Below are 14,879 nucleotides of genomic sequence, written 5' to 3'. Positions count from 1 at the left end.
CGCCATGCCGAAGATCATCGACCACGACCAGCGGCGACGGGACATCGTCGAGGTGGCCAAGAGCATCATCCTGAAGGGTGGGTTCGAGGCGGCGACCATGCGCAGCATCGCCGCGGAGGCGGGCTTCGCGAACGGCGCGCTGAAGCACTACTTCCCCGGGAAGGAGAGCATCGTCGCGGCGACGTTCGAGACGATCCTGCAGCAGATGTCCGAGGGCGTGGAGGCCGCGGGGCAGAAACCGGTGGCGGCGGACGACGCGCTGCGGGGCTTCCTGCAGGCCACCGTGCCGCGCGACCCGGAGCAGATCGCCGCGGGCCGGGTGCTCCTGGCGCTCTGGGAGTACGCGATGGCGAACGAGTCGCTGGCCGAGCTCTACCGCGGACACCTGGGTTCGTGGCGATCCTCGCTCATCGCGCGCATGGAGGCGGCCCGCGACGAGGGATCGATCCGCGATCAGGACTACGGCCCGCTCGCCGACGAGTACATCTCCGCGGCGGTCGGGGCGACGGTCATCAACCTCATGTACCCGGACGGCGACCGCATCGCCGACTACGAGAACTACATCGACCGGTTCCTCGCGCGGCTGCGCTGAGGGCGAGGGGCCGGTCCCGAGAGGACGGCCCGTCATGACCCTTCCCCCCGAACGACCCGTGGTGTTCCTGCACGGCCTCGCCTCGCGCGGCACGCAGGACTGGCCGGACAGCGAGTGGACGGCGGTGCTCGGCGACCGGCCGCGCCAGGTCCTCGACCTGCCGGCGCACGGCGACGCCCCCGGGCTCGGAGTCGTGCCGACCTCCGCGGTGCTCGACGCGCTCGCCGCAGCGATCGGCCCGGACGAGGTCGACCTCGTCGGCTACTCGCTCGGTGCCCGGCTCGCGTGGGACCTCGCCCGGCACCCGGGTGTCGCGGTGCGGCGTCTCGTGCTCGGCGGCCTCAGTGCGGGGGAGCCCTTCGCGCTCGTCGACCTCTCCGCCGCTCGGGCCGCGATCGCCGGCGGACCGGCTCCCGTCGATCCGCTGTCCGGGATGATCGTGCACATGGTGAGCCTGCCCGGCAACCGCCCGGACGATCTGCTCGACCTCATCGAGGGGCTCGCGACCGAGCCGTTCGCGCCCGAGGCTGCTGCCCCGGCGATGCCCGTGCTGCTCCTGGGCGGTACCGATGACCCGATGGCCGCGGGCATCGACGAGCTCGCCGCGCGGCTGCCCGACGTCCGGGTGCGACGCGTCCCCGGGGATCATCTCGCGGCGCTGCACACCGCCGCGTTCCGCGACGCTGTGCGCGGGTTCCTCGCGGACTGACCCGCCCGATCGACGCCCGGCCCCCTCCTGTCCTTTATTTCCAACGTTCGTAGACATATCGAAAGGCATCCGCCATGACCGACACCCCCACTCCCGACGCCGCCCGCATCCTCGACATCGCCACCGGCTACATGGCCGCGAAGCAGCTCTTCCAGGCCAGCCGCATCGGTCTGTTCGCCGCCGTCGCCGCCGGCGCCGACACGGCCGTGGCGATCGCCGAGCGCTGCGGGGTCAGCGAGCGGATCGCCCGGCTGCTCGCCGACGCCCTCGCCGCGAAGGGTCTCCTCGTCCGCACCGAGGGGCGCTACGCGCTGGCCCCCGACGCGTCCGCCTACCTCACCGGGGAGGACGCGGTGATCGACCTCGCCCCCTTCCTCACCTTCCTCGACGAGATCAGCTACCCGCACTGGCTGCAGTTCGCCCACACGGTGGACACCACCCAACCGGGCGACCTGCAGATGGACGACGCGCCGTGGGGCACGTTCATGGCCGGCGTCATGACGTACAACCGCCTGCACGCGCAGGAGTTCGGCCGGCTCGTCGACCTCGCCGGCGCGACGAAGGCCCTCGATTTCGGCGGTCTGTCCGCCGAGTTCGCCCTCGCCGTCATGGCACGCAACCCGCAGCTGCACACGACCTTCGTCTACGCTCCCGGGTTCGAGGACGGCGTGGCCGAGGCGGTCGCGGCGGCGGGCGTCGCCGACCGGGTCGCCATCGAGGTCGGGGACACGGCGACCACGGCTCCCGAGGGCGCGTACGACGCGGTGTTCGCCAACCACGTCATCCACCGGTTCTCCGCGGAGGAGAACGCGCAGATCTTCCGCCGACTCCGTGCGGCGGCGGCCGACGGGGCGACGCTGACGGTGCTCGACTTCTTCCTCGACGACGACGACGAGCAGCGCGCCCTGGATGCCCTGCACGCGGGGGAGTATCTCGTGATCGACGGCACCGTGGTGTACCCCGAGTCCGAGGTGCGCGGTTGGCTGTCGGATGCCGGGTGGGCGGTGCGCGACACCGTCGCCCTGCCGGGGAGCCCGCGCGTGCTCCTGGCCACCGCGGTCTGACGACCGCGGTCCGAGACTGGTCCGAGGGGGATCAGAGGCGGGCGGCATGCGTGAACATGCCGCCCGCCGTTTTCGTGGGCGCGGGTGGTCAGTCCCGGGTGAACACCGTGCGACCGTCGACGATCGTCCGCTCGACCTGGAGGGCGGCGAACGGGCGCCCCGGGGTGCACGGATCCTCGTCGAGCACCGTGACGTCCGCGACCCTGCCGAGTTCGAGGGTTCCCTTCCAGGTCGCGGCACCGTCCTGGATCGCGGCGTCCGCCGTCATGGTGCGCAGCAGCCGGCGCCGAGTCGCGGCGTCGTCCGCTCGACCGTCGGCGGCGAGGAGGGCGAGGGAGGCGTCGAGGCTGGGTCGCCAGTCCGGCGTGGCGATCGGCGCGTCGCTGGTCACGGTGGTCAGCGCCCCCGAGCAGAGCATCTCGGCCAGCGGCCAGGCGGCGGCGACCCGGGCCTCTCCGAGCTGCACGGCCGCCCAGGAGTGCGTGTGCGCGGCGATGAGGGGCTGCACGGCGAACCCGACGCCGAGACGCTCCGCGCGGCGGATCTGCGCCGGCGTCGCGAGGTCGCCGTGCACGACGTGGTGGGGTGCCGGCGGCGGGGGAGTCTCGCCGGCGCGTTCCAGTGCGGTGAGGAACTCTTCGATCGAGCGATCGCCGGTGGCGTGCACGGCGATCTGGAGTCCGCGACCGGCGGCCAGGGCGATCATCTGCTGGAAGGCGCTGAGCGGATCGGCGTCGCCGCGGGTGAGCAGGTGCCCGGTCGTCCCGTCGGGGTACGGGTCGGACGTCCATGCGGTGGCCATCGGCGGGATGCCGTCGGCGAAGATCTTCACGCCGGGGATCGCGAGCCAGCGCGGGTCGGTCGTCGGCGGCGGCACCGGGAGTCCGGCGGCGAAGTCCTTTAGGGAGCTCTCTCCGTCGATCGTCCCGAACAGGCGCAGCAGCGTGACGCGCGAGGTCTGGGCCCCCTCGCGGTGCAGCTCCACATACGACTCGAGCATGTCGGTGCCGAAGCAGCCGGTCTCCCCGTCGTCCTCCCCGGGGCCGATGCCCGGCTCCGTGTAGCTCGTGATGCCGAGCTCCGCGAGCAGAGCCCAGGCGCGGCGCAGGGCGCTGCGTCGCTCACCGGCCGTGGTCACGAGGCGGCCGGTCGGCTGCTCCTCGGGCGGGGTGTCGGAGAAGAAGAGGTGCGGCCAGCGTGCGCCCAGCCACGCGGCGTGGAGGTGCGCGTCGTTGAGGCCGGGGATCGCGGTGCGGCCGTCGAGCTGCACGATCTCGCGGGCTGGGAGGGCTTCGGCCGCGGCATCGGTGGCGACGATCATCCCGTCGCGGACGGCGATCGCGGTGGCGACGGAATCGGTGGCGTCGAAGGTGTGGATGTGGCCACCGCGGAGGAGGAGGTCGGCGTCGTCGCCGAGGAGTGCGCTGCTCATTATTCCACCAGTGTAGACGTAAAACTCGCGCACTCGGGATGTCCCGCGCCGACCGATTCGGCGCGCGGTTCCGCGGCTTGTACCCTGGAGTCATCCCCCGAACACCCCGGCAACCTCGCGCGCGCCGGCGACCTCGGCGCGCGCTCACACATGCAAGGACGCAGATGAACGATTCCGCGGCACACCGCGACGAATGGACGGCGAGCGAAGAGCTGGCGGAGCGGATGATCCCGCTCATCGGGGCTCTCAAGCGCGAGCGCGACGTGGTCACCTCGCTGCACGGCCACCGCCTGCTCGGCCTCTCGGCCACCGGCCTCGTCGAGGTGCACGAGCGCGTGGCCCAGCTCGGCCACGAGCGGCTCGAGGTCGAGGACAGCCTGGCGGTGCTCGAAGGCATCCACGCTCTCGCCCCCGGCGCCTCGTCGATCGACGTGGCCCGCCTCGTGGAGGGGCACGCGGAGAGCGGCCGCCCGCTCGAGGAGTACCTGGCCGAGACCCTGGCCCCGGCCGTCGGCGCGGTCCCGGCGCCGCCGACCGACGTGGTGCTCTACGGCTTCGGGCGCATCGGCCGGCTGCTGGCCCGCATCCTCATCGCGCACACCGGCGGCGGGAGCGGACTCCGGCTCCGCGCCATCGTCGTGCGCCGCGGCTCCGAGAACGACCTCGTCAAGCGCGCGTCGCTGCTGCTGCGGGACTCGGTGCACGGCCGCTTCGCGGGCTCGGTCACGGTGGATGAAGAGGCCGAGCAGATCATCGCGAACGGCACGCGCATCCAGGTCATCTACTCCGACGACCCGGCGGCGGTCGACTACACCGCCTACGGCATCGATGACGCGATCGTCGTCGACAACACGGGCCGCTGGCGCGACGAAGCCGGACTCTCCCAGCACCTCCGTGCGAAGGGCGTCGCCCGCGTGCTGCTCACCGCCCCCGGTAAGGGCCCGCTGAAGAACATCGTGCAGGGCATCAATGACGACACGATCACCGAGGAAGACCGCATCGTCTCCGCGGCGTCGTGCACGACCAACGCCATCACCCCGGTGCTCGCCGCGATCGACGAGGCCTACGGCGTCGTGAAGGGCCACGTCGAGACCGTGCACTCGTTCACGAACGACCAGAACCTCATCGACAACTTCCACAAGGGCGACCGCCGCGGCCGCTCCGCCGTGCTGAACATGGTGATCACCGAGACCGGGGCGGCGAAGGCCGTGGCCAAGGCCCTCCCGCAGCTGGAGGGCAAGCTCACGGGCAGCGCGATCCGCGTCCCCACGCCGGACGTCTCGCTCGCGGTGCTGCACCTCACGCTGGAGCGCCCCGCCACCAAGGACCAGGTCAACGACTACCTGCGCCGGGTGTCGCTGCACTCGAAGCTCCGGCAGCAGATCGACTACGTGGAGAGTCCTGAGGTCGTCTCGACGGACTTCGTCGGCTCGCACCGCGCCGGCATCGTCGACGGTCTGGCCACGATCGCCGACGAGGACACCCTCATCCTCTACGTCTGGTACGACAACGAGTTCGGCTACTCCTGCCAGGTCATCCGGGTGCTGGAGACCATGGCGGGCTCGCATCCCGTCGTCCTCCCCACCCGCCGCGAAGTCACCCTCTGACCTCTCCCGTCGACCCACCCCCTTCCGCTCGACCCGGCCCCCTGCGTCCGCACGCACGGGGCCGGGGCACGCGAAAGGGGGTGGGTCGCGGCATGATGAGGGGCATGAAGACCTCACGATGGCGGGAGGAGCGGCTGCGGTGGCAGGGGCTGACGGCGCCGGAGGCGGACGTGGCGGGGGCGACGGCGCGGCTGCTCGCGGTGCAGAGCCAGGACTTCACGGCCGGACGGTGGGCGCTGGCTGTGCGGACGAAGGGCGACGTACGCCTCCGCGACGTCGATGCCGCGTTCGACCGCGGGGACCTCGTCCGGGCCTGGACCATGCGGGGGACGCTCCACACGATCCCCGCGCGGGACCTCGGGTGGGTGCTGGAGGTCACGGCCGCACGACAGCAGCAGCAGGCGGCCTCCCGACAGCGGCAGCTCGGCATCGACGACGCCATGATCGACGCGGTCGTCCGGGAGCTCACGCCGCGGCTCCGTGACGGCGGCCTCACCCGGAGCGAGATCTTCGCGGTGCTCGAGGGCATCGGCATCGACCCCTCGGGGCAGCGCGGCATCCACCTGCTGTTCGCGATGACCGTCTCCGGCGTGCTCGTGCAGGGGCCGGTCGTGCCGCGGGAGGGCATCACGCGGGAGCAGCGGTTCGTGCTCGCGGCCGATCACATCCGCGACCACGCCCACCCGGAGGACCCGCTGGCCGAGCTGTTCGTCCGCTACGTCGAGGGACACGGGCCCGCCGGGGTCGCGGACTTCGCGTGGTGGTCGGGCCTGACGCTCGGGCGGTCCCGGGAGGCGGCGGATCGGGCGGCACCCCGGGTGACCGAGGTTGACGAGGGGGTCTTCGTCGGGAGCACCCCGCCCCGGCGCGCGGCGGGCCGGCCGTCCGTGTTCGCCCTCGGTGCCTTCGACGAGTACTACATCTCTTATGCCGACCGCACCGTCGTGTGCGCTCCGGAACACCTCGCCGCCGTCGGGCCGGGGAAGAACGGGATGGTCCGGGCGACCGTGGTGGAGCACGGCCGCGTGATCGGCTGCTGGACGCACGCCGCCGCCGCCCACACCGCCCCTCCGACTCTCTTCGAGCCCCCCGAGGACCCCGCCGCCGTCACCGCCGCACTCGCCCGCTTCGCGGCCTTCATCGCCTGAGCCCCTCGTCGACCCACCCCTTTCCGTGCCTCCCGGCCCCCTACGCCCGCGCGTAGCGGGCCGGGGCGCACGCAAGGGGGTGGGTCGGCGGGTCACTCACTCGCGTGGCGGCCGAGGAAGTTGTAGACCTCGTTGTCGTCCACGCCGGGGAACATGCCGCGGGGGAGCGGCGAGAACATGTGGGTGTGCACGCGGGCGCTCGGCCACGCCCGTCCCTTCCAGCGCTCCGTGAGCTCGGCCGACGGGCGGCGGCAGCACGCCTCGTCGGGGCAGGTCGACACCGCCCTGTCGTTCGTCTCGCGTCCCCGCCACCACCGGGCGTCGTCGAACGGCACGCCGACCGTGACGGAGAACTCGCCCTCGCTCGACGACCCGGTCTGCGTGGAGCACCAGAACGTGCCGGACGGGGTGTCCGTGTACTGGTGGTGCTCGACGGTGCGGTTCTGCTCCGTGAAGGCGGAGCGGGCCTGGAACTTCCGGCACACGCGCTGCCCCTCCACCGCCCCCGTGACGTCCATCGGCAGGGGCAGGTCGTCGTTCTCGTAGACCCGGGTGATGGCCCCCGTCGAGTCGACCCGCAGGAAGTGCAGCGACATGCCGAGGTGCTGCGTGAGCAGGTTGGTCATGCGCATGCCGGCGGCCTCGTGCGTCACGCCGAACCCGTCGCGGAAGTCCTCCACCGCGAGGTTGCGGTCCTTCTTCGCCTGCTGCAGGAAGGCCACCGCGGCGGTCTCCGGCATCAGGCAGCACGCGGCGAAGTAGTTGATCTCCAACCGCTGCTGCAGGAAGTCGGCGTAATCCGTCGGCGGCGTGTGCCCGAGCAGTCGGTGCGCCATGGCCTGCAGTGCCATCGACCGCAGGCCGTGTCCACCGGGGATCGAGGCGGGGGGCAGGTAGATACGGCCGTTCTCGAGATCGGTGACCGAGCGCGTCGAGTGCGGCAGATCGTTGACGTAGATGAGCTCGAAGCCGAGCTTCTCGGCCATGATGCTCACGGTGCGGTGGGTCAGAGCGCCCTGCGAATGGCCGGCGGCCTTGAGCTGCTTCTCCGCGAGCTTCTCGATGTCGGGGAGGTAGTTGTTCTGCGCGCGCATCCGCAGTCGCAGCTCCGTGTTGGCGCGGCGGGCCTCCTCCGGGGTGGCGATGGCCTCGCGCTCGCGGCGCTGCAGCTCGCGGTGGAGGCCGAGGATGGACTCGATGGTCTCGTCGCTCATGCCCTTCGTGACGCGGACCGGGGAGACACCGAGCTGACGGAACACCGGGCTCTCCTGGGCCCGCTCCAGCTCGATCTCCAGAGCGGCACGCCGGTTCGGCGGCTCGCCGGAGATGAGGTCGGTCACCTCGGTGCCGGTGGCCTGGGCGATCGCCTGGAGGAGGGAGAGCTTGGGCTCGCGCTTGCCGTTCTCGATGAGGCTGAGCTGGGAGCCGGCGACGCCGACGAGGGCGCCGAGCTCGTCGAGGGTGTACCCCTTCTCCAGGCGGCGGTGCCGGATGCGGTGGCCGAGGGTCGTGAGGTGGATGCCGGAGGACGCCATTGTTTGAGTCTAGCGAAAGAACAGCGATTCTTATCGTTCGGTTTGGCCGAAAGTCCGCGTCAAGGGCGAAGAAGATGGAAGCAACGCCCCACACTTCGAAGGAGCAGTCATGGCCATGGCCGAAGTCCTCACCCCTCGCACGTCCCCTGTCACCCCGACGCGCACGTTCGGCACCGCCCCCTCCTACGACACCCCCGCAATGGCCGAGCTCGCCGCCTGGGTGGAAGAGATCCGCGCGCTCACGCAGCCGGACGCCGTGCACTGGGTGGACGGCTCGCGCGCCGAGAACGACTGGCTGCTGCGCGGACTCGTCGACGAGGGCAAGCTCATCAAGCTGAACCCCGAGTGGCGCCCCGGCTCGTACCTGGCGCGCTCACACCCCAGCGACGTCGCCCGCACCGAAGCCCGCACCTTCATCGCCTCGGAGCGCGAGGAGGACGCCGGGCCCACCAACAACTGGGCCGACCCGGAAGAGATGCGCGCGAAGATGGACGAGATCTTCGAGGGCTCGATGCGCGGCCGCACGATGTACGTCGTGCCGTTCTCGATGGGTCGCGTCGGCGGACCCCTGTCGCACATCGGCGTGCAGATCACCGACAGCGCCTACGCCGTCGCATCGATCGGCATCATGACCCGCGTGGGCGACGAGGTCACCCGCCAGATCGCCGAGGGCGCGCCGTGGGTCAAGACGGTGCACTCCGTCGGTGCTCCGCTGGAGGCCGGCGAACCGGACGTCGAGTGGCCCTGCAACGACGACAAGTACATCGTGCACTTCCCGGAGACGCTCGAGGTCTACTCGTACGGCTCGGGCTACGGTGGCAACGCCATCCTGGCGAAGAAGTGCTTCGCGCTGCGCATCGCCTCGGTGATCGCGCGTGATGAGGGCTGGCTCGCCGAGCACATGCTCCTCATCCGCGTGATCGACCCGCGGGGCAAGGCCTACCACGTCGCGGCCGCGTTCCCGTCGGCCTGCGGCAAGACCAACCTCGCGATGCTCCGCCCGACGATCCCCGGCTGGAAGGTCGAGACCCTCGGTGACGACATCGCCTGGATCCGTCCCGGCGAGGACGGCCGCCTGTGGGCCATCAACCCCGAGGCCGGCTTCTTCGGCGTCGCGCCCGGAACGGGTGAGTCGACCAACGTCACCGCGGTCGAGACGCTGTGGGGCAACACGATCTTCACCAACGTCGCGCTCCGCCCCGACGGCGACGTGTGGTGGGAGGGCCTGACCGACGAGGCGCCCGCGAATCTCATCGACTGGGAGGGCAACGACTGGACGCCCGACTCCGGTCGTCCCGCCGCGCACCCCAACTCGCGCTTCACAGTGTCGGCGGCTCAGTGCCCGCAGATCTCCGAGGACTGGGAGGAGGCCGTGCCGCTCGACATCATCCTCTTCGGCGGACGCCGCGCGAGCAACGTGCCGCTCGTGGTCGAGGCCACCGACTGGACGCACGGCGTCTTCCTCGGCTCGAACATCTCCTCCGAGCGCACGGCGGCGGCCGAGGGCACGGTCGGCGAGCTGCGCCGCGACCCGTTCGCGATGCTGCCGTTCTGCGGCTACAACATGGCCGACTACTTCGGTCACTGGCTCAAGGTCGGCCGGGGCCTGCGCTTCGACCGCGCGCCGCGCATCTTCCAGGTGAACTGGTTCCGCCGCGGTGCCGACGGCCGGTTCCTCTGGCCCGGGTTCGGCGACAACTCCCGCGTCGTCGACTGGATCATCCGCCGCGTGGCCGGTGACGTGCCGGCGGTGGACAGCCCCATCGGACGCCTGCCGCGCGTGGAGGACCTCAACCTCGACGGGCTCGACATCCCCGGAGAAGACCTCGACGAGCTCTTCTCCGTCGACCCCGAGGCGTGGAAGGCCGAGGCCGACCTCACGGAGGAGTTCTACGACACCTTCGGCGACCGGGTGCCCGCGGCCCTCCGCACGGAGCTCGCGTCGCTGCGCTACCGCCTCGCGAAGGCGTAGCCCCCAGACCGGTGCCGGTTCGGGGGAGCCGGCACCCTCGGCCTCAGGCCGAGCCCTACCCGCGAAGGCGGGGCATCAGAGACGAACCCATGGCTGAGTGGTCTCCGACGCCCCGCCTTCGTGGCACCCACTCCCGCCGAGACCCCGGTTTCGCGTCGAGACCCCGCCCCGCATACGTGCGGAAGGTGGGGTCTCGGCAGAAAGCCGGGGTCTCGGCGGTGTACAGGGAGGGTCAGGCGAGGAGCTGGTGGCGGGCGAGGTCACGGTAGAGTGGGGTCGACTCCACGAGCTCGGCGTGGGTGCCCTGTCCCACGACCACGCCGTCCTGCAGCACGACGATGAGGTCGCTGTCGACGACGGTGGACAGACGATGGGCGATCACGACGAGCGTACGGTCTGTGGCGACCGCATCGATGGCCTCGCGCATGCGCTGCTCGTTCACGCCGTCGAGCGAGGAGGTCGACTCGTCCAGCAGCAGGATCGGGGCGTCGGTGAGGAGCGCCCGGGCGATCGCGAGCCGCTGCCGCTCGCCGCCGGAGAGCATCACGCCGTCCTCGCCGACGGGAGCGTCGACGCCAAGCGGGTTCCGTTCCAGCACGTCGCCGAGGTTCACGGCGCGGAGCACGCGCTCGCAGTCCGCGTCCGTGGCGTCGGGGGAGGCGAGCCGCAGGTTCTCGGCGAGGGTGCCGGCCAGCGTCGGAGCGTCCTGCTCGACGTAGCCGAAGTGGGCGCGGAGCTCGTCCCGCGGATAGGTGCGCGTGTCGTGCCCCTTCAACCGGATGGATCCGCCTGTCGGGTCGTAGAAGCGCTCGATGAGGGAGAGGATCGTGCTCTTCCCCGCTCCGCTCGGACCGACCAGCGCCACGCGTGCCCCACGAGGGACCGCGAACGACACCCCGCGGAGCACCTCGTGGTCCTGGGGGTCGGGTGCGGCCTCGGTCTGCTCCAGGTGCGCATCGGCGAGCAGGGTCTGCGCCTCCCTCGCGGCGGCACGGCGGGCGGCGACGACGTTCTCCGGGTAGAGGAAGCGCACGTCGCGGAACTCCAGGGCGGGGGCGTCCGGAGCCGGTTCCTCCTCACGGGGCAGGGCCGCGGCGGTGGCCGCGTCGTCCCGGGTCTCGGTGGGCAGGTCGAGCACCTCCTGGATGCGGCCGAGCGCGCCGAGGGCCTGGTTGACGGAGGTGATCGCGCCGAACGTTGAGGCGAGCGGCATCACCAGCAGGAAGAGGAACATCACGAACGAGATGAGGGCCGCGATCGAGATGGCTCCGGCCGCGACGCGGAAGCCGCCCACGCCGAGCACGACGAGGAGGGAGAGCTGGAGGGCGATGCCGGCGACCGGCACCACGAGCGAGGAGATCTTCGCGATCCGCACGCCGATGCCGTACGCCTCGGAGGCCCGCTCCGTCACCGCCGCGGTCTCGCGTTCGGTCGCACCGGAGGCCCGGATGGTGCGGATGGAGCCGACGGCCCGCTCGACGCCCGAGGCCAGCTCGCCGACCTTCTCCTGCTGGGCCGTGGACGCCGTCCGGATCCGGCCGCTGAGGGCGACGACGACCACGACGGAGACGCCGATGACCAGGACGATGAGCAGGAGCAGAACGGGGTCGATGAGCAGCATCGCGATGAGCGCGCCCGCGAAGAGCACGACGTTGCCGACGGCGTCGGCGAGCCCCTGCGTGAGGACGGCGTAGAGGAGCGTGGTGTCGGTGCCGACGCGGGAGACGAGATCGCCGGTGCGCCGTGCGTCGAACTCGGACGTCGGCAGGTGCAGGATGCGGGCGATGAGCTTGCGGCGGCTCGAGTAGACGACCGCGGTGCCGGTGCGCTGCAGCAGATAGTGCTGGAACCCGGAGATGATCGACGACACGATCACGAAACCGACGAGCAGCCACACGAGGACGCCGATCGTGCCGTCGGCTTGCACGGCCTCGATGACCTGTCCTACGAGGAGGGGCTGCACGAGCGAGGTCGCGGCGCCGAACACGCTGAGGACGGCGACGACGACGAGCGTGCGCTTGTGCTCGAAGAGGAAGGGGAGGAGCTGGCGGAAGGTGGCGCGCGGCCCGTCGGCCGGTGCGCCCCGTCCGCGTCGGCGTGCTGTCGCCGTGCGGGACATGGGGGACCTCGATCTGGAGATGGTACTTCGACCGTACTCGGGGCGCGGTCATTTCCTATGGGGTGGCTGTATGGGCTCAGGTGCGACCGAAACGGCGATGTGCCGCCTGCTTGGTGACGCCGAGGGCGCTCGCGATCGCCTGCCACGAGTAGCCGCTCGTGCGAGCGCGACGGACCTGGGCCTCTTCGGCGCGCGCGAGCTCCTTGCGTAGCGCCGCCAGGCGGTGGAGCTCGGCGAGGGGTTCGCCGCCCTCGGCCGCGGCGATGGTGGTGGGGTGAGACATGGAGACCTCCTTCGCGTCAATATTCGTTGACGCTTGGGGCGGTGTCAAGAAGTGTTGACGTGCGCGTTGTCCACAGGGGCGCCCTTGTCCGCATGTGTGGCGCATGCGATGCTGACAGGATGGCTCGCATGCTGCAAGTGAGGAACCTGCCCGATGACGTGCATGCCCGGCTCAAGGAGCGTGCCGCGGCGGAGCGCATGAGCCTGTCGGACTACGTAGCGCGCGAGTTGGAAGACCTCGTCCGCTACCGCAGCAATGCCGAGATCCTCGAGGCGTCGCGAGCACGAGCGCGCGCGGCCGGCGTCTCTCTGACGCGCGAGAGCATCCTCGCCGCCCGTGATCGTGAACGGGACGAGCGGGAGTGAGCGGGACGTCCGAGGCGGTCGTGCTCGATGCCTCGGCGGCGATCGAGGCACTGCTCGGCGAGGAGGTTTGGACGCACGGCGAGGGGTTCCATGCGCACGCGGGCCTCGACATCGAGGTCCTCTCCGTGCTCCGACGCCTCACGATGCGGAATTCGGTGCCGGCGCATGCTGCTCGTGAGGCCCTCGAGGCGTTCGCGGCGCTGCAGATCACCCGCCATCCGCTGCGTCGGCTCATCCCGCGGATCTGGTCGCTGCGCGAGGACGTCTCCGCGCACGACGCCGGTTATGTCGCGCTCGCGGAGGCCCTCGACGTCCCACTGCTCACGGCCGATCGCCGGCTGGCGAAGACGGCGACCCGGTACTGCGATGTCGTGGTGCTGTGAGCGTCTGACCAGGAAGACGAGAACGGCTGCACCCCCGAGGGAGTGCAGCCGTTCCGCTCGTCTCGGTTCTAGAGCTCGACGGCGGAGGCGAGTCCGAGGTCGTCCTCGTAGTCGTGGTCCTTCGTCTCGGGAGTGAAGATGAGCGCGATGAAGGTCAGCACCGCCATCGACGACAGGTACAGGCCCACGAGCCAGGGCTCGCCGCCGACGGCCGCCCACAGGGCCACCGCGATGAACGGCGCCACGGCCGCTCCGAGGATCGACGACACGTTGTACGCGATCGCCGAACCGGAGTAGCGCACGTTCGTCGGGAACAGCTCCGGCAGGAGCGCCCCCATCGGCCCGAACGTCGTGCCCATGAGCATGAAGCCGAACACGAGGAAAGCCTGGGTGAGGGCCCCGGTGAACTTCGGGTCGGCCTGCGGCAGCAGGAAGAGGTTGAACGACAGACCGAAGACGACGATGAGTCCGGTGACCCACAGCAGCAGCTTGCGGCGCCCGATGGCGTCGGCGATCGGTCCGGACAGCAATGTGAAGATGCCGAAGAACACGACGCCGATGATCTGCATGAGTACGAAGTCGGTGTAGCCGAAGCCGAGGCCCGGGTAGAACTGCGCCGCGAACACACTCGGGTCGAAGTCCTTGCCGGTCGCCTCGGCCGCAGCGCGGGCGGCGGCCGACGCGGTCTCGAGGTCGGCGGCCTTCGTGCCGTAGGTGAGCGTGAAGTTCGTCATCAGGTAGAACAGCACGTACGTCGCCAGCATGATGAACGTGCCGAGGATGAGCTGCTTCCAGTGGTGCCGGAATACGGTCGCGAGCGGGAGCTTGCGGATCGCGCCGGTCTTCTCCGCCTTCTTGAACGTGTCCGACTCGACGAGGCGGAGCCGCACCCACAGACCGATGATGACCATGACGGCGGAGAACAGGAACGGCACGCGCCAGCCCCAGGAGAGGAAGGCCTCCGACTTCAGCGCCGAGTCCTCCGGGTGCGGGAGGGCGAAGTTGATGGCGAGGAAGATGCCGTTCGCGATGATGAAGCCGAGCGGTGCGCCGAGCTGCGGGAACGAGCCGTACCAGGCACGCTTGCCCTTCGGGGCGTTCTCGGTGGCCACGAGCGCGGCGCCCGACCACTCGCCGCCCAGCGCGAAGCCCTGGGCGAGACGGAGGATCAGCAGGAGCAGCGGGGCGACCCAGCCGATCTGCTGGAACGTGGGCAGGAGGCCGATCACGAACGTCGCGATGCCCATGGTGAGGAGCGAGGCGACGAGGGTCGCCTTGCGCCCGAACTTGTCGCCGAAGTGCCCGAAGACGACGGCGCCGATCGGGCGGGCGACCATGGCCGCGCCGAAGACGGCGAACGACGACAGCAGCGACGCGGTGTCGTTCGTGCTCGGGAAGAAGAGTGTGGGGAAGACGAGCACGGCTGCCGTCGCATAGACGTAGAAGTCGTAGAACTCGATGGTGGTGCCGACGAGGCTCGCGGTGATGACGCGCGAGCGGGGGTTCGCGGGGGTGGTGGCGGTGCTCAAGGGGTCTCCGATCCTCCGCCGGTATACCGGCGGACTCGGGCGAGTCTACGCCTTCCTGGGAGTTCCCTGGACGTTGATGACGGACCGGGTCGAGGGCGTCGGTGCCCGCGCGTAGAGTCGGGGGAGACCGGCCGGAGGGGG

At 70.8% G+C, this 14,879-nt stretch carries 13 protein-coding genes; 8 read left to right on the top strand and 5 right to left on the bottom strand.

What is annotated here, in order from left to right:
• Positions 1-4: 4 nt before the first annotated feature.
• The 3 genes from AB0N68_RS14585 (at position 5) to AB0N68_RS14575 (ending at position 2,365) form a co-directional block, all read left to right on the top strand.
• On the top strand, positions 5-592 hold the full coding sequence (locus AB0N68_RS14585; RefSeq protein WP_280570093.1) for a TetR/AcrR family transcriptional regulator: 588 nt from the start codon (positions 5-7) through the stop codon (positions 590-592).
• Between the two features lie 34 nt (positions 593-626).
• On the top strand, positions 627-1,301 hold the full coding sequence (locus AB0N68_RS14580) for an alpha/beta fold hydrolase (RefSeq protein WP_280570091.1): 675 nt from the start codon (positions 627-629) through the stop codon (positions 1,299-1,301).
• Between the two features lie 74 nt (positions 1,302-1,375).
• The gene (locus tag AB0N68_RS14575; protein WP_363332988.1) at positions 1,376-2,365 is read left to right on the top strand and encodes a methyltransferase family protein; all 990 of its coding nucleotides are present in this window, start codon (positions 1,376-1,378) and stop codon (positions 2,363-2,365) included.
• A gap of 88 nt (positions 2,366-2,453) precedes the next feature.
• Here the strand turns inward: AB0N68_RS14575 and AB0N68_RS14570 are convergent, their stop codons facing one another.
• Positions 2,454-3,797: an amidohydrolase family protein gene (locus AB0N68_RS14570; protein ID WP_280567491.1), complete on the bottom strand. Its 1,344-nt coding sequence runs from the start codon at positions 3,795-3,797 to the stop codon at positions 2,454-2,456.
• 164 nt (positions 3,798-3,961) lie between these two features.
• Here AB0N68_RS14570 and AB0N68_RS14565 point away from each other — a divergent pair, with 164 nt between their 5' ends.
• Positions 3,962-5,404, top strand: a complete 1,443-nt coding sequence (locus AB0N68_RS14565; protein WP_259952092.1) for a glyceraldehyde-3-phosphate dehydrogenase — start codon at positions 3,962-3,964, stop codon at positions 5,402-5,404.
• 104 nt (positions 5,405-5,508) lie between these two features.
• Positions 5,509-6,552 carry a winged helix DNA-binding domain-containing protein gene (locus AB0N68_RS14560; RefSeq protein WP_280567487.1) on the top strand — a complete coding sequence of 348 codons (1,044 nt, stop codon included), beginning with the start codon at positions 5,509-5,511 and terminating at the stop codon, positions 6,550-6,552.
• A gap of 92 nt (positions 6,553-6,644) precedes the next feature.
• Here the strand turns inward: AB0N68_RS14560 and AB0N68_RS14555 are convergent, their stop codons facing one another.
• A complete protein-coding gene (locus tag AB0N68_RS14555; protein WP_071328117.1) occupies positions 6,645-8,087 on the bottom strand; it encodes an XRE family transcriptional regulator in 1,443 nt (480 codons plus the stop codon).
• A 109-nt stretch (positions 8,088-8,196) separates the two neighbouring features.
• Between AB0N68_RS14555 and AB0N68_RS14550 the strand changes: the two genes are divergently transcribed.
• Positions 8,197-10,059, top strand: a complete 1,863-nt coding sequence (locus AB0N68_RS14550) for a phosphoenolpyruvate carboxykinase (GTP) (protein ID WP_280567481.1) — start codon at positions 8,197-8,199, stop codon at positions 10,057-10,059.
• A 232-nt stretch (positions 10,060-10,291) separates the two neighbouring features.
• Here the strand turns inward: AB0N68_RS14550 and AB0N68_RS14545 are convergent, their stop codons facing one another.
• Positions 10,292-12,178 (bottom strand): ABC transporter ATP-binding protein, encoded by a 1,887-nt coding sequence (locus AB0N68_RS14545; RefSeq protein ID WP_280567478.1) that lies wholly within the window; start codon positions 12,176-12,178, stop codon positions 10,292-10,294.
• A gap of 76 nt (positions 12,179-12,254) precedes the next feature.
• Complete coding sequence (locus tag AB0N68_RS14540; RefSeq protein ID WP_187663555.1) at positions 12,255-12,461, bottom strand: AsnC family protein; 207 nt, start codon at positions 12,459-12,461, stop codon at positions 12,255-12,257.
• Positions 12,462-12,580: 119 nt separating this feature from the next.
• Between AB0N68_RS14540 and AB0N68_RS14535 the strand changes: the two genes are divergently transcribed.
• Together AB0N68_RS14535 and AB0N68_RS14530 are read left to right on the top strand one after the other, a co-directional pair.
• Positions 12,581-12,826, top strand: a complete 246-nt coding sequence (locus tag AB0N68_RS14535) for a FitA-like ribbon-helix-helix domain-containing protein (protein ID WP_259952102.1) — start codon at positions 12,581-12,583, stop codon at positions 12,824-12,826.
• Positions 12,823-13,209, top strand: coding sequence for a type II toxin-antitoxin system VapC family toxin (locus tag AB0N68_RS14530; protein WP_268777808.1), 387 nt, complete (start codon positions 12,823-12,825; stop codon positions 13,207-13,209). Before AB0N68_RS14535 ends, AB0N68_RS14530 begins: the two co-directional genes overlap by 4 nt.
• A 68-nt stretch (positions 13,210-13,277) precedes the next feature.
• Here AB0N68_RS14530 and AB0N68_RS14525 read toward each other — a convergent pair whose 3' ends face one another.
• Positions 13,278-14,738: an MFS transporter gene (locus tag AB0N68_RS14525; protein ID WP_187663556.1), complete on the bottom strand. Its 1,461-nt coding sequence runs from the start codon at positions 14,736-14,738 to the stop codon at positions 13,278-13,280.
• Positions 14,739-14,879: the final 141 nt, after the last annotated feature.

The organism is Microbacterium meiriae, from assembly GCF_040685015.1.
Classification (GTDB): Bacteria; Actinomycetota; Actinomycetes; order Actinomycetales; family Microbacteriaceae; genus Microbacterium; species Microbacterium meiriae.
The sequence above is the reverse complement of the archived record's forward strand: the minus strand, read 5'-3'. Positions and strand labels throughout refer to the sequence as shown.

Coding starts and splice junctions, on each gene's coding strand:
- AB0N68_RS14535 (WP_259952102.1), top strand. CDS start 12,581: ATGGCTCGCATGCTGCAAGTGAGGAACCTGCCCGATGACGTGCATGCC.
- AB0N68_RS14570 (WP_280567491.1), bottom strand. CDS start 3,797: ATGAGCAGCGCACTCCTCGGCGACGACGCCGACCTCCTCCTCCGCGGT.
- AB0N68_RS14540 (WP_187663555.1), bottom strand. CDS start 12,461: ATGTCTCACCCCACCACCATCGCCGCGGCCGAGGGCGGCGAACCCCTC.
- AB0N68_RS14560 (WP_280567487.1), top strand. CDS start 5,509: ATGAAGACCTCACGATGGCGGGAGGAGCGGCTGCGGTGGCAGGGGCTG.
- AB0N68_RS14545 (WP_280567478.1), bottom strand. CDS start 12,178: ATGTCCCGCACGGCGACAGCACGCCGACGCGGACGGGGCGCACCGGCC.
- AB0N68_RS14555 (WP_071328117.1), bottom strand. CDS start 8,087: ATGGCGTCCTCCGGCATCCACCTCACGACCCTCGGCCACCGCATCCGG.
- AB0N68_RS14565 (WP_259952092.1), top strand. CDS start 3,962: ATGAACGATTCCGCGGCACACCGCGACGAATGGACGGCGAGCGAAGAG.
- AB0N68_RS14585 (WP_280570093.1), top strand. CDS start 5: ATGCCGAAGATCATCGACCACGACCAGCGGCGACGGGACATCGTCGAG.
- AB0N68_RS14575 (WP_363332988.1), top strand. CDS start 1,376: ATGACCGACACCCCCACTCCCGACGCCGCCCGCATCCTCGACATCGCC.
- AB0N68_RS14550 (WP_280567481.1), top strand. CDS start 8,197: ATGGCCATGGCCGAAGTCCTCACCCCTCGCACGTCCCCTGTCACCCCG.
- AB0N68_RS14580 (WP_280570091.1), top strand. CDS start 627: ATGACCCTTCCCCCCGAACGACCCGTGGTGTTCCTGCACGGCCTCGCC.